Raw genomic sequence first — 14,440 nt, forward strand, 5'->3', positions numbered from 1 at the left:
CTATGAAATAAAGCGCTTTATGGTGTCGTTAGGGGCGTTAAGTTCCGACGCGCAAGCGTGATAAACCACTTTTCCTGCGTCTACTAGCAACACTTTATCAGCGATAGCCAACGCATCTTCTGGGTGATGAGTCACCATCAAAATAGTGGTGTTAAATTGTTGTGCTAACTGTTTAACGTGCTGAAGCATTTCTTTGCGTAGCGTAGGGTCTAGCGCAGAGAATGGCTCATCCAGTAGTAAAATAGGACGATTTCGAACTAAACAGCGAGCGAGTGCGACTCGCTGTTTTTGTCCACCAGACAGTTGCCCTGGTAGGCGGTCGAGATAGCTTTGTAGTCCTACTTGTTGGGCTGCTTGGATGACCGATGTTTTATCATCTGATGTTAGTTTTAAGCTGGGGCTTATTCCGAGTGCAATATTGTCAAAAGCGGTTAAATGACCAAACAGATTGTGCTCTTGAAACAAAACTGAAAGAGGTCGCTCGTGCGCTGGTAAATGGGTAAACACCTGATCGCCAAATGCCACGCTTCCCCCGCTTGGCGCCAACAATCCGCAGAGCAGTGATAACAAGGTGCTCTTTCCCGCGCCACTTGGGCCGAGTATCGCCGTAATTGATCCTGGTTCAGACTGAAAAGAAAACGAGAGCGTTTCAGCCTGATAGTGATGAGACAATTCACTGACGTGCAGCATGAGATTTCCTAGTGAACAATGTTTCGATAAGGGCATAGCTGCCAAGGCTCAAGGCAAACAGCACAAGCGAGGCTGCGGCAGCGGCGTCCATTTGGTAGCTTCCCATTAAATGGAATAAATAAAGCGGCAGGGTTTGAAAATCTTGGCTTCCTACCAGTGCAATGGCTCCCAAATCTCCAGTCGAAAGCACGAAACTCACAGCGAAAGCCCTCGCTATGGGCTTTTTCAGTGCGCGCCATTCTACCAATCGTAGGCGGTTAATGCCTTTGATTCCGAGGCTATTACACAAGCTATGGTATTGCTGTGCAAGTTGGTAAGCGGGTTGGCTCAGCACTTTCACAACATACGGTAAGGCCATCAAGGTATTGACTGCCAAAATAAGCAAATAAGGTGAGCTAAAGACATCCATGTGTTCACGAAGCATCAAAAAGAGGCCCGTCCCGAGTACGACACTGGGCACAACTAATATCAACGACGCCGTCATCTCAATACCATCTGCGCGTTTTGTATGGCCTGATATGCGCCAAAATCGACTGGTCAGTATGATTGATGCACCCAATACAAATGCACAAATAGCACTACCCAACGCCAGTGAGAGTGAGTTTGCCGTTGCCTGCCATAACGCAGATTGTGTTAATACCGTTAAGGCACTGGGATTGATGCCACTGAGTAACACCATCGCTAAAGGCGGCAGTACTAATAACGCTGAAAAGCTGATCCATATTGCATCCCACACTTGCTCTGCGCGAGTGTCACAACGCTTGGGTAAAACGATGTGACTGTCCTTACCTTGTAACGAAACGGGTTTAGTCATGCGTTGAACGACAAGGTGAAAAATCCCACATAGCAGCAGTTGCCATAAGGCAAGCAAGGCTCCGGTTTGAAGATCGAAATCAAAGCGAATTGCTTGGTAAATGGCAAGTTCGATGGTGGTGGCGCTCGGTCCTCCCCCTAATGCCATGACAGTGGCGAAACTGGTGAAGCACAGCATAAATACCAAGCCAATAGCATGTGGCAATTGTTGGCGAAGATAAGGCCATTCAAGTAAGCGGAACTGATGCCAGCCTCGCATTCCTAATTGCTGGGCTAACCGCCGCTGATCTGCGGGGATTTGCTCTAATGCTTGCACCAAGAGTTGGGCAGAAAAGGGCAAGTTAAAGAAGACATGCGCAAGCAAAATGCCGGATAGGCCATAAATACTGACATCCCACTCCAAACCCAATAACGACATCGTGTCAGCCAATACGCCACTTTTGCCATAAATGGCTAGAAGACCAAACACGCCAACCAATACGGGGAGTACCAGTGTCATTGAAAAGAGCTTGAGCAGTAGGGCTTTGCCTTTGAACTCTCGGCGTGACAGGGCGTGGGCAACGGGAATAGCGAGACCCACAGAAAGCAAGGTAGACAAGAATGCTTGTTTGAAACTGAAAACAGTGACGTGTTGAAGGTAAGGGTCACGCCACAACGAAGCGACGTCTAACGACGGCGCTTGAGATAGCAGAGAAAATAAAGCGGCGCTGATCAGCACCGCTATTAACGAAGCCGAAATTACTCCCGGCCAAGTTCTTGAAGGGTTTAGCACAATGTTACTTCACCAGTGCCGATTGCCATTCACGGATCCAGTTGCGGCGATTATCCGCTACTTTTTCAGGTGTGAATTGCAAGCTTTTGTTTGGAACCGACAAGGTATCGAAACCTTTTGGCAGCTCAACGCCAGTGACGGGATACATCCAGTTTCCGGTTGGAATCGTATTCTGGAAGCCATCGCTAAGAATGAACTGCATGAACTCATCTGCAAGCGCTGAATTGTCTGAACCTTTCACTTTTGCCGCCACTTCAACTTGCATGTAATGGCCTTCTGCGAAGTTAGCGCTGGTGAAGTTGGCATTCTCCTCGGCAATCAAATGGTAAGCAGGAGATGTGGTGTATGACAGCACCATGTCTGACTCGCCACTTAAGAACATGTTGTAGGCTTCAGACCAGCCTTTGGTGACGGTAACGGTTTTGCCTGCCAGTTTTTGCCATGCCGTTGCGACATCATCGCCGTAGATAGATTTCATCCACAGCATCAAGCCTTGGCCTGGGGTAGACGTTCGAGGATCTTGGTAGATCACGGAAATGTCGTCGCGTGTTTCGACCAGCTCTTTCAGGCTTTTTGGCGGGTTTTCCAATTTGGTTTTGTCATAAACGAAAGCAAAGTAACCGTAGTCATAAGGAACGAATGTGGTGTTATTCCAACCATCCGGCAGTGTGACGTTTTTCACGTCCACAGTATGTGGCGCAAGCAATCCCGTTTTTTCCGCTTCAGCCATCAAGTTGGTGTCTAGGCCAAGTAGGACGTCAGCTTTGCTGTTATTTCCTTCAAGACGCAAGCGGTTAAGAATGGTCACGCCATCTTCCAATGCCACTAGGTTCAAGGTGCAATCACATTGAGCTTCAAACGCTTTTTTTACCGCAGGGCCAGGGCCCCAATCTGCTGCAAATGAGTCGTAGGTGTAAACGGTTAACGTGTTTGAAGTATCGGCTAACGCAGGGCCCGCCATGGCCATGGTTAACATCAGGGTGGAAAATGGGATTTTCATGGTTGCCTCACATCATGTTCGGCGAGGCTGAGGGTCATTGAGTTGAGTTGCACTCCGCGACATCTCATTCCTACGCCAGCATTATCTGGTTCAGGTGTATGGGTTTAGCATTCGCAATCTCAGCCAACTTCATGTCAGCTCCCCACGAGATGGTTGATATTGTAATCATCAAGGAGATGATTACCAATCATTGTTATGGCTTATTGAGCGACCAGTCGTAATCGTATTTGATTTTACCCGTCCAGCCTTTCAGCGGCTTCCCGTCGCGATACTCGTCTATCTGCGACAAAATGGCTTGTTCATTGTCACCAAAATCAACGCCATACCAATCGTAAATGGACGACAGCGTTAAGGTATTGTCACTGATAGTGGCACCTTTAGGGCTATTGGTGAACTGTGTTGCAGCCGCATCAAGTAAAGACTCTGTGTTCTTGGCGGTAAAAGCAGTTTTAGCAAGGTTTGGGCAACCTAGGCTGGCGCAATTGACGGCATAGTGAATGCGTGAATCGTTCCAAATTGGACGAAGGATACGGTGCTCAATATCATTAAGGGTTAGCGCTTGCCCTGCAACTGTAGTGACTTTGTCATCCCAAGGGCCAAAGCTTAAAAATCCCCCCAGCTTGGTGATCGATTTAATCGGGTATTCATCAAGAATAAGTTTTACAGTGAGTGCGTTATACAGATTCACCCAATAGGCAAATTGTTCGCTCTGACGGTAGTTACGCGGGTCGAGAGCGGTCAGATCAGATAAGTATTGATCCAGTAAGGCGTTATCTTGTTTTGTCACAGCGCCATAGTTGAACAGGGTGTGCTGACCTTGTTCAGTAAGATACGCATCTAAAATCTGTTGCCATTTACTGTGGTCAAAAGCGGTTGAATTTGTTTCGTTGCTGCTATCCCAAATAGGCCACAACTCGCTTTTTGGTGCGGCCAAGACATCGCTCGAAAACAAGATCAAAGTAGCGAACAAAGTGACGTAACGTGACAAAGCGTTGTGCATGGCGTATCCCTAACTCAGTGTGAACGTGCATTAGTGTGCTCGTATTGGTGTTATTGTCTCTGTGTGGTGTTTGCATATACCCAAGCATCTTCAGGAATATTCAGATAGCTTGGGTATATAAGACCCGAACACGCGCGATTTTCTTTCTTCGAATTCGTGTACCAAATGCATAAAAAAACCGACCATCAAGATCGGTTTTTGTTCTGAGCGAATCACTGCAAACGCAAGGCCTATGCCAAGAAAGAAGGAATCTTTGCTTCGTATTCGGCGATCTTATCGCTGTGTTGCAGCGTCAGGCCAATGCTGTCCAAGCCCTCTAGCAAGCAATGGCGGCGGAACGAATCGATTTCAAACGAATACGATTTGTCGCCAGCAGTGACTGTTTGTGCTTCAAGATCGAGTGAGATCTCTGCACCTTCGTTGTTCGCGACAAACGCGAACAGCTCATCCACTTCCGCTTCTGTTAGCTGAACAGGCACCATCTGGTTGTTGATGGAGTTACCGTAAAAGATGTCAGCAAAGCTCGGTGCGATCATCACTTGGAAACCAAAGTCTGCCAATGCCCACGGTGCGTGTTCACGGGAAGAGCCACAGCCAAAGTTTTCGCGAGCAAGCAGCACGCTTGCGCCTTTGTAGCGTGGTTGGTTTAGCACGAACTCAGGGTTATCCTGCTGTCCTGCTTCGTCCAGAAAACGCCAATCGTGGAAAAGGTGCTTACCAAATCCGGTGCGATTGACTTTCTGCAAAAATTGCTTCGGGATGATGGCATCGGTATCCACGTTTGCTGCGTCCAGCGGTGCCACCAAACCGGTATGTTGTTTAATTCCTGACATGGTGATTCCTTATAAGCTGTTAACGTCAACAAAGTGGCCAGCAACTGCGGCTGCCGCAGCCATTGCAGGGCTCACCAAGTGCGTACGACCTTCACGGCCCTGACGGCCTTCGAAGTTACGGTTACTGGTCGATGCGCAGCGCTCTTTTGGACCTAAGCGGTCGTTGTTCATTGCCAAGCACATAGAACAACCCGGCAGACGCCATTCAAAGCCTGCGTCAACGAAGATCTTATCCAGACCTTCTGCTTCTGCTTGTGCTTTTACTTGCTCAGAGCCCGGTACGACTAGGGCTTGAACGCCTGCTGCCACTTTACGGCCTTTTGCGATGGCCGCCGCAGCACGCATGTCTTCAATGCGTGAGTTGGTGCAAGAACCAATAAACACTTTGTCGATGTTGATGTCAGTGATTTTCTGGCCCGCTTCAATGCCCATGTATTTCAGCGCGCGCTCAGCAGAGTGACGCTCAATCGGATCGTTGAAGCTTTCAGGTGCAGGTACCACGCCATTGATGCCAACCACCTGACCTGGGTTTGTGCCCCAAGTCACTTGGTTGCTGATGTCAGCCGCTTCTAGCGTCACGATCGCATCAAATGTTGCGTTGTCATCGGTTTTCAGTGTTTTCCAGTAAGCGACGGCTGCGTCCCAATCCGCACCAGTTGGCGAGAATTTACGGCCTTGCAGGTAATCGAAGGTGGTTTGGTCTGGTGCAACCAAGCCCGCTTTCGCACCCAACTCGATAGCCATGTTACACACCGTCATACGGCCTTCCATGGTCAAATCTTCAATCGCTTGACCGCAGAATTCCACCACATAACCCGTACCGCCTGCGTGACCCACTTTACCAATGATGGCAAGCACGATGTCTTTTGCGGTTACCCCTTCAGCGACTTTGCCTTTGACCTCGATTTTCATGGTCTTAGCGCTGCCTTGCTTCAGGGTTTGAGTAGCAAGAACGTGCTCAACCTCTGACGTACCAATGCCGAACGCCAATGCACCAAATGCGCCGTGAGTGGCGGTGTGTGAATCACCACACACAATGGTGTTACCCGGCAGGGTAATGCCCAGTTCAGGGCCCATGACATGAACGATGCCTTGGTATGGGTGGTTCAAATCGTAAAGGGTGACGCCAAACTCTTCACAGTTTTTCGCCAGCGTTTCCATTTGGATTTTCGCCATCTCGCCAGAGGCGTTGATGTCTTTGGTTTGTGTGGAAACGTTGTGATCCATGGTCGCGAAGGTTTTCGATACCTGACGTACAGGACGCCCTTTTTCGCGTAAGCCATCAAAGGCTTGAGGAGAGGTCACTTCGTGCACCAAGTGGCGATCGATATACAGCAGAGGCGTTTCGCCTTCCGCTGCTACCACCACATGGGCGTCGTAAACTTTTTCGTATAATGTTTTTGCCGACATTGCTCAATCCTTTTTCTCATTGTTATCGAATTCACAGGGCGTTAGCTCGCTTAGGATCTACCTGTGAATGCGATGACGTAGAGCTATCATGATCCGTATAATTTTTATGCTTCGCTGACATAGGCGGCGATCTTATCACCCATTTCTGACGTGGTCAGTGGGGTGCTGTCACCTGCAAGGTCTGCGGTTAGCTCGCCTGCTTCGAGTGCTTTGCTTACTGCATCTTCGATAGCACGCGCCGCATCTTCTTCGCCCAAGCTATAACGAAGCATCAGTGCAGCAGATAAAATCTGCGCCACTGGGTTAGCAATGTTTTTGCCTGCGATATCTGGTGCTGAACCACCTGCTGGTTCGTACATGCCGAACTTGCTGTCGTTCAGGCTGGCAGAGGGCAGCATGCCCATTGAGCCTGTGATCATCGCGCACTCATCAGAAATGATGTCGCCGAAGATGTTTGAACACAGCATGACGTCAAACTGCGAAGGGTCTTTGATCAGCTGCATGGTCGCGTTATCGATGTAGATGTGTGAAAGCTCAACATCTGGGTACTCTTTGGCGATTTCTTCTACCACTTCACGCCATAAGATTGAGCTTTGCAGAACGTTCGCTTTATCGACAGACATGACTTTCTTGCGGCGAAGGCGCGCAGATTCAAACGCGATACGTGCAATACGTTCGATTTCGTAGCGGTGGTAAACCTCGGTATCAAACGCTTTCTCTTCAGGGCCAGAGCCCTCACGCCCTTTTGGTTGACCGAAGTAGATACCGCCGGTGAGTTCGCGTACAACGACGATGTCGAACCCGCGCTCAGAAATGTCAGCACGCAGTGGCGAGAACGCTTCAAGACCTGCATGAATTTGTGCAGGGCGAAGGTTACAAAATAGCTGGAAGTGTTTACGCAAAGGCAGCAATGCGCCGCGTTCTGGTTGCTCGTTCGGTGGCAGGTTTTCCCATTTTGGGCCGCCGACAGAACCAAACAGCACCGCATCAGAATTTTCACAGCCTTTCAGGGTTGCATCTGGTAGTGGTGAGCCATGGTTATCAATGGCAATGCCGCCCACATCGAACTCTTCTTTTTCGAATTGGATATCGAATTTTTTAGAAACTGCATCCAATACTTTGTGTGCTTGTTGCATGACTTCTGGGCCAATTCCGTCGCCCGGTAGAACGGCAATTTTGTACGTACCTGCCATGGTTACACTGTCTCCGTTTTTAAAGTTGCTTGTTCTTTTATTTGAGCGATGCGGTTAGCGCGATAAATGCTGTTGATGACGTGTAGCAACGCTTGTCCCGACGCTTCAATGATATCTGTCGACACGCCCGTACCGTGGTACTTGCGGCCTTTGTAGTTTGCGATGATGTCCGCCTGACCTAGACCATCTTCGCCTTCGCCTTTCGCGGTCAGGTCGAATTTGTCCAGCACGATATCATACCCAGTAATGCGGTAAATCGCCTGATACAAAGAATCGACAGGGCCGTTACCAATGGCGGCATCACTGACTTCTTCATCACCACACTTCAAGCTGATGGTGGCGGTCGCTTTCACGCTGCCGCTTTGTACGCTTAGGTACTTCAACTTATAGAAGTCATCTTCTTCTTGCAGGTTATTGAAGAACATCAAGGCTTCCAAGTCATAATCGAAAACTTGGCCTTTTCGGTCGGCTAGCTTCAAAAATGATTGGTATAGGCTGTCCAAATCATAATCCGTGTCGCTGTAGCCCATGGTGTCCATGTGGTTCTTCACCGCAGCGCGGCCTGAACGGCTGGTTAGGTTCAAGGCTTTCTGGCCAAGACCTATCGACTGAGGTGTCATGATTTCATAGGTATTCTTGTTTTTGATCATGCCATCTTGGTGAATGCCAGAGCTGTGGCTGAATGCATTCGTGCCGACAATCGCTTTGTTCGATTGAATTGGCATGTTGCAAAGCTGGCTGACCATTTTACTGGTGCGGCTGATTTCGGTGTGATTAATGCCAGTATCAACACCCAGCAGTTCGCTGCGGGTTTTGATGATCATGGCAATTTCTTCCAATGCACAGTTACCCGCACGCTCACCAATACCGTTAATCGTGCCTTCGATTTGACGTGCACCCGCTTGAACTGCGGCAATGGAGTTGGCAACCGACATGCCTAAGTCATCGTGACAGTGAACAGAAATCACCGCTTTATCGATGTTAGGAACACGGTTGAACAGAGTTTCGATGATGCCACCAAACTCACCCGGCACGGTGTAACCTACAGTATCAGGGATGTTGACTGTGGTCGCGCCCGCTTTGATGGCTTCTTCCACCATGCGGCACAAGTTATCAATGGGTGTGCGGCCTGCATCTTCACACGAGAATTCCACATCATCGGTATAACGACGTGCACGTTTTACTGCGTTGACACCCATTTCAACCACTTGGTCGTAGCTTCGACGCAGTTTGTCTTGAACGTGGATCGTCGACGTCGACAGAAACGTATGGATACGAAAAGCTTCTGCAGCTTTCAATGACTCAGCGGCAACATCAATGTCTTTATTGACGGCGCGAGACAAACCACAAATGCGACTGTTCTTGATGGTTTTCGCGATAGTTTGAACAGATTCAAAATCGCCAGGGCTTGAAACTGGGAAACCCGCTTCAATCACGTCTACACCCAAACGCTCGAGTGCGAGTGCAATCTGCAGCTTCTCTTTCACAGTTAGGCTGGCAGACAGCGCTTGTTCGCCGTCACGTAAGGTGGTGTCAAATATGATGACTCGGTCTTTCATGGTCGTTCCCTCTCTTGCCCGTTTTTGGGTTAATACTCCGCACCGCTGCAGGCCAAACGAAAAAACCCGCGCTCTCTGCGCGGGTTTCGTATGTCTTGGTGAATGCTATTTTCAGTCCATGACTACCCGCGCGAAAAATTCACGAGAAGGAGTAGGTCTAGGAGGAAAATGCGATTCATCATTTTTACAGTTCTCTAAAAGGCTCTGAACAAATGAATACCAAACTGTTTACTATTACGTCAATGTTAAATTAGAAAATAACAAGAAAGCATTATTCATTATGTTAACCGTGGTGCAAAACACTGCTTTTATTGCTCGATAATAGTGTTATTCACTAACTAAGGTTTTGGGTGAAATCGGGGATTGAAATCGATGGTGTGTTTTCGAATGGCCTAATAAGCGTCTGGCTTGTGCAGAACAGTGTACTTTTGGCCCAAGTGACAGCAACTTGCTTCAGCTCGGCTTGTCACAAATTGACTAACTGGTAATGCAATGTTTTGTAAATTGAGAGAAAAGGTGGATGTTCCAACGTAGTATTTGTCATTAAATAAGCTATTCATGCTTAAAGCACGAACCCTATGTCCGCGATACCTGTGTGCGCACGGGCATAAAACCGGTTAGATATGGAGGTCTCTCACTATGACACTGCGCCGAAAGCTGCTTTTCTTTCCTGTGCTGGCAATCGGCATTTTGGTGTTGGTGATAGCGATTAAAACCCGCCCAGACATTCCGGTAAAACCTGCGCAATCGAAAGCGCGACCAGTGGATGTGCTTACCTTAACGCAGCAAACCATTTCACCTGTAGTGACGGGGTTCGGTCGTGTGACGCCAAAACTCACGTGGCAAGCCATCGCGGAAGTGAACGGCAAGGTGATTTATCGAAACCCCGATCTTGAAAAGGGCAGCATTCTCCCTGCTGGTACCGCACTCCTAAGCATTGACCCAACCGATTACCAATTAGCCGTTGCCCAAGCGCAAGCGGATGTCAGTGCGAAACGGGCGCGATTGGCAAAATTGGATTTGGACAGTAGCAACGTAAAAACCACGCTGAACATTGAAAAACGTCGTTTAGCCTTGAGTAAAGACGAGTTAACGCGAAAGAAAAATCTACGTCAAAAAGGTCTCACCTCTCAATCGGATTTAGACACCGAACAGCAAGCGTACCTGTCGCAACAAACACGCGTGCAAGATTTAGAAAGCCAACTGAAAGTGCTGCCCGACGAGCGCCTGATTACCGAAGCAGAGTTGGATGCAAGCCAATTGGCACTCACGCAAGCGGAGCGCGATCTGGAAAAAACCCACGTTGTGTTGCCCGTGAATAGCCGTATTGCCGAAGTGAACATCGAAAAAGATCAGTTTGTCACGCCGCAACAAATCATGGTGGTGGCACACGGATTGGAAGCGGTAGAAGTCGACGCGCAAGTCTCGATTCACGACATGCAAACCCTGTTTGATTCTCTCAATGCCGCCCCGAGTAACGACCCAAGCGACATGTCGTCAGGGAATGGACATTTGGCGCGATTAACCGCTAATGTTGCTTTGTCGAGTGGCAGCTTCAATCAAACATGGTCTGCTACTGTGGCGCGATTAAGCGACACCGTGAACCTGAACCAAGCCACGGTCGGCGTGATCCTCGAAATTCCGCTTAATCTTTCATCGTCAGAATCCGATGCTGCAACGCAAAACCCATTGGCGGCATTACCCTCTTTGGTCAATGGGATGTTTGTACAAGCCACGATCGAAGGGCAGCCAGTGGCGCATTGGGTGATCCCAGAGCAAGCGCTGCGTGGCGACAAGGTGTATTTGATGGAAGAGGGTGTGCTGGCTGTTGAGCCTGTTGAGGTATTGTTCCGACATGGCGATCGGGTTGCGATCGCTGGCGATCTCAAAGACGGTCAGCAATTGGTAGTGAACGATCTGCTGCCTGCTGTGCCGGGCATGGCTTTGCGCACCTTTACGCTCGATGGGGAGCGCGTCGTCGCTGACGATGATCAAGCTGCCAATGGCAGTGCTGAAAGCGACAACGCAGCGACTGAGGATGCATCATGATCCGCTATTTCGCGCGGCACCCCACCGCGGCCAATTTGTTGATGCTGGCGTTGATCTTAATTGGCTTAACATCGTTACCGAAGCTCAAGCGCGAAACCTTCCCCGAGTTTGCTCCGCCCTACATTCTTGCCAATGTCGTCTACCCTGGCGCAAGCCCTGAGCAAGTAGAGCAAAACATTTGCTTGCTGATGGAAGAAGCCGTTGATGGCTTGTCGAATATTGTGGAAACACGCTGCGAAGCGTTGGAAGGTTCAGCATCCTTAGTGGTGAAACTTGATAAAACTGCCGATATCTCTCGCATGCTGGTGGACATTCAAACGCAGATCAATGCAGTAAACAACTTCCCCAGTGACATCGAACCGCCTGTTGTTCGCGAGCTTGATTGGAATGAACCCGTCGTGGATGTCGCGATAGCGGCAGACACAGATTGGGTGGGGTTAAAAGCCTACGCAGAATCCCTCAAACAAACGTTGAAACAAGACTATGACGTGCCCTTGGTCAGTGTCGCTGGCTTTTCTGATCGCCAAATCCGCGTTGAAGTAAAAGAAAGTGCGGTGCGACAGCTTGGGTTGAGCGTGTCAGACATTGCTGAGCAAATCAGTGCCCAAAACATCAACTTGCCGAGTGGGAACGTTGAACTTGCTGACAAAAGCTTGCTGATTCGTTTTGATGAAAGGCGCATTACCGCAGGCACCTTAGGGCGCGTGGTGGTGGCGGCAGATAGCCAAGGTGGTGTGATCCGATTGCAGGACATTGCCACGCTTACTGAACGCTTTGAGTTAGATGAGCAACAAGTTTGGTTTGATGGAAAACCGTCTGCGCTGCTCAAGATCAGCAAAAACAAAGCCGACGATGCCCTGCGGATCAAAGCGCGGGTCGAGCAGTTTGTTAACGATCAACAAGCCATTGCACCAAACGGCGTCACGTTAAACCTCACCAATGATTTTTCGTCACTGCTTTGGGATCGCCTCACCATGATGGTACGCAATGCCTGGCAGGGCGTACTCTTGGTGTTCGGTGTCATGTGGATGTTCTTCTCATTCCGATACTCCTTCTGGGTTGCAGCAGGTTTGCCCGTGGCTTTCTTGGGCGGTTTCTTCTTGATGGCTCAATTGGGCTTATCGATAAACATCATGTCGCTGGTGGGGCTACTCATGGCCATCGGTATCATGATGGATGATGCCATTGTGATATCTGAATCCATTGCGGCCCACATAGATCGGGGACAGAAACTTGAAGATGCCGTGGTCAATGGCGTAAAGAAAGTGATGCCCGGCGTGGTTTCTTCCTATCTCACCACGGTGTGCATATTTGGGAGCCTGATATTCCTTCAAGGAGAAATGGGGGCCGTGCTTCGCGTCGTGCCCATGGTGCTGATTTTGGTGCTGACCTTGAGCTTGGTAGAAGCCTTCCTGATATTGCCGCATCACCTTCAGCATTCGTTATCAAAAGCGGGGGATCCCAAATCCGACTTGGCGTTTAAGCGTCGCTTCTTGGCGGCATTTGAACGATTTCGAGCAGGCACGCTCGCTACCTTAGTCACACGCGTTGTTGAATGGCGGTATGCCTTCGTTGGCGGAGTGCTGGCGATGTTGTTGATCTCGTTTGCGCTTCTTGCGTCAGGTTCTGTCCGGTTTGTGGGTTTCCCTGAGCTGGATGGCGACATCGTGGAAGCGCGCATCATTTTGCCGCCGGGCTCGTCACTGTCGCAAACCGAAAAGGTGGTCGACACCTTAGTGGCCTCCGCGGTGCGCGTTGGCGATAGCATGAGTGAAGACAACGGCGAGAGTGAGCCTTTGATTTCGCACATTACGCAGCAATTTAACGCCAATGCCGATGCGGACGAAAGTGGGCCGCATATCGCGACCGTGCGATTGGATTTGCTGAGTGCTGAAATTCGAAACACCTTGATTGATGACTTTGCCATTGCGTGGGAACAAGACATTGGTGTGTTGACCGAGCCGATCTCCTTGGTGATCAAGCAGCCTGCCATGGGGCCGGGTGGGCGAGATTTTGATATCCGATTGCAGCACGATAACTTGGATGAGCTGAAGCAAGCGTCTGTCGACATTCAGCAATTCATCGCGCAGTTTGAAGGTGTGTCCGGCGTGCTTGATGACATGCGTCCCGGCAAAGAAGAAGTCAAAATCACATTGCGTCCAGGGGCCGAAGCCTTTGGCATCAATGGTCAAATGATTGCGCGTCAGCTTCGATCGGCATATTTCGGACAAACCGCGGATGAAATTCAGGTCGGCCCTGAAAGCATCGAAATTGATGTCAGGCTCGCCAAAGGGGATGCGAGCAGTTTACAAGGGTTGGCGAATTTTCCAATCGTGTTGGGCGATGGTAGCCAAGTGCCACTGTCGACGGTGGCAGAATTGAACTATCAACGTAACTATGTGCGCATTCAACGCATTGATGGCCTGCGCACATTGAGTGTGTATGGCGATGTCATACAAAGTCAGGTCAGCATTGGCGATGTACTTGCACAGCTAAAAGTGGATGTAGTGCCTGAACTTGAAAAGCAGTACCCAGGGCTGAGAGTGCTGTTTGAAGGGCAAAGCCAAGACACGGCAGAAACGCAGCAATCGATGGCAGTAGGGTTTGCGATGGGGCTGTTCGGGATCTTCGTGATTTTGAGCTACCAATTCCGCAGCTACTTAGAGCCATTTGTTGTTTTGCTGGCGATCCCACTGGCGCTGATCGGCGTGATCTGGGGGCATTGGATCCTTGGTCACCCATTGAGTATGCCAAGCATGCTCGGTTTTGTGTCGCTGGCAGGCGTGGTGGTCAATGACTCCATCTTGTTGGTGCAATACATTCGTCACCATCTTGATGAAGGTGAAGACATCTACGATGCTGTTGTACGCGCCAGTCAGGAACGTTTCCGCGCCGTGTTCTTAACCTCACTGACTACTGCAGCTGGTCTGTTACCGCTGATGTTGGAAACCAGTCTTCAAGCGCAAGTCGTTAAGCCGCTGGTGATTTCCATCGTGTTCGGTATTTTCGCTTCCACCATGCTGGTGTTGTTTATGATCCCCGCCGCTTACGCGATCTTGGCGGATTTCGGCAAAGTGAAACGACATGAGCGTTTGAATTAAAATACAGACGACGAGCTTTC

At 49.6% G+C, this 14,440-nt stretch carries 10 protein-coding genes and 1 riboswitch; of the genes, 2 read left to right on the forward strand and 8 right to left on the reverse strand.

The features are described 5' to 3' along the window. The 8 genes from thiQ to leuA all read right to left on the reverse strand — a co-directional run bounded on the left by thiQ (position 1) and on the right by leuA (position 9,270). Entirely contained in the window at positions 1-690 is a 690-nt protein-coding gene (gene thiQ, locus LRP50_RS12150) for a thiamine ABC transporter ATP-binding protein (protein ID WP_274164734.1), read from the reverse strand. Then, positions 674-2,275, reverse strand: coding sequence for a thiamine/thiamine pyrophosphate ABC transporter permease (gene thiP / locus LRP50_RS12155; RefSeq protein ID WP_274164735.1), 1,602 nt, complete (start codon positions 2,273-2,275; stop codon positions 674-676). Before thiP ends, thiQ begins: the two co-directional genes overlap by 17 nt. 4 nt (positions 2,276-2,279) lie before the next feature. After that, entirely contained in the window at positions 2,280-3,251 is a 972-nt protein-coding gene (gene thiB, locus LRP50_RS12160; protein ID WP_274164787.1) for a thiamine ABC transporter substrate binding subunit, read from the reverse strand. 74 nt (positions 3,252-3,325) lie between these two features. Beyond that, a riboswitch (TPP riboswitch) is annotated at positions 3,326-3,430 on the reverse strand. Positions 3,431-3,468: 38 nt separating this feature from the next. After that, entirely contained in the window at positions 3,469-4,275 is an 807-nt protein-coding gene (locus LRP50_RS12165) for a DUF547 domain-containing protein (protein WP_274164736.1), read from the reverse strand. Between the two features lie 230 nt (positions 4,276-4,505). Beyond that, positions 4,506-5,108 (reverse strand): 3-isopropylmalate dehydratase small subunit, encoded by a 603-nt coding sequence (gene leuD, locus LRP50_RS12170; RefSeq protein ID WP_017017735.1) that lies wholly within the window; start codon positions 5,106-5,108, stop codon positions 4,506-4,508. Positions 5,109-5,117: 9 nt separating this feature from the next. Next, the gene (gene leuC / locus LRP50_RS12175; protein WP_274164737.1) at positions 5,118-6,518 is read right to left on the reverse strand and encodes a 3-isopropylmalate dehydratase large subunit; all 1,401 of its coding nucleotides are present in this window, start codon (positions 6,516-6,518) and stop codon (positions 5,118-5,120) included. A 104-nt stretch (positions 6,519-6,622) separates the two neighbouring features. After that, entirely contained in the window at positions 6,623-7,711 is a 1,089-nt protein-coding gene (gene leuB, locus LRP50_RS12180) for a 3-isopropylmalate dehydrogenase (protein WP_274164738.1), read from the reverse strand. A gap of 2 nt (positions 7,712-7,713) precedes the next feature. Continuing rightward, positions 7,714-9,270 (reverse strand): 2-isopropylmalate synthase, encoded by a 1,557-nt coding sequence (gene leuA / locus LRP50_RS12185; protein WP_274164739.1) that lies wholly within the window; start codon positions 9,268-9,270, stop codon positions 7,714-7,716. 639 nt (positions 9,271-9,909) lie between these two features. On the opposite strand from leuA, the gene LRP50_RS12190 reads away from it, so the two are divergent. Together LRP50_RS12190 and LRP50_RS12195 are read left to right on the forward strand one after the other, a co-directional pair. Beyond that, on the forward strand, positions 9,910-11,319 hold the full coding sequence (locus LRP50_RS12190; protein ID WP_274164740.1) for an efflux RND transporter periplasmic adaptor subunit: 1,410 nt from the start codon (positions 9,910-9,912) through the stop codon (positions 11,317-11,319). Then, positions 11,316-14,420 (forward strand): efflux RND transporter permease subunit, encoded by a 3,105-nt coding sequence (locus tag LRP50_RS12195; RefSeq protein WP_274164741.1) that lies wholly within the window; start codon positions 11,316-11,318, stop codon positions 14,418-14,420. The genes LRP50_RS12190 and LRP50_RS12195 overlap by 4 nt, the downstream gene beginning before the upstream one ends. Positions 14,421-14,440 lie beyond the last annotated feature (20 nt).

Source organism: Enterovibrio gelatinilyticus (assembly GCF_028683095.1).
In the GTDB taxonomy this organism is placed as follows: Bacteria; Pseudomonadota; Gammaproteobacteria; order Enterobacterales; family Vibrionaceae; genus Enterovibrio; species Enterovibrio gelatinilyticus.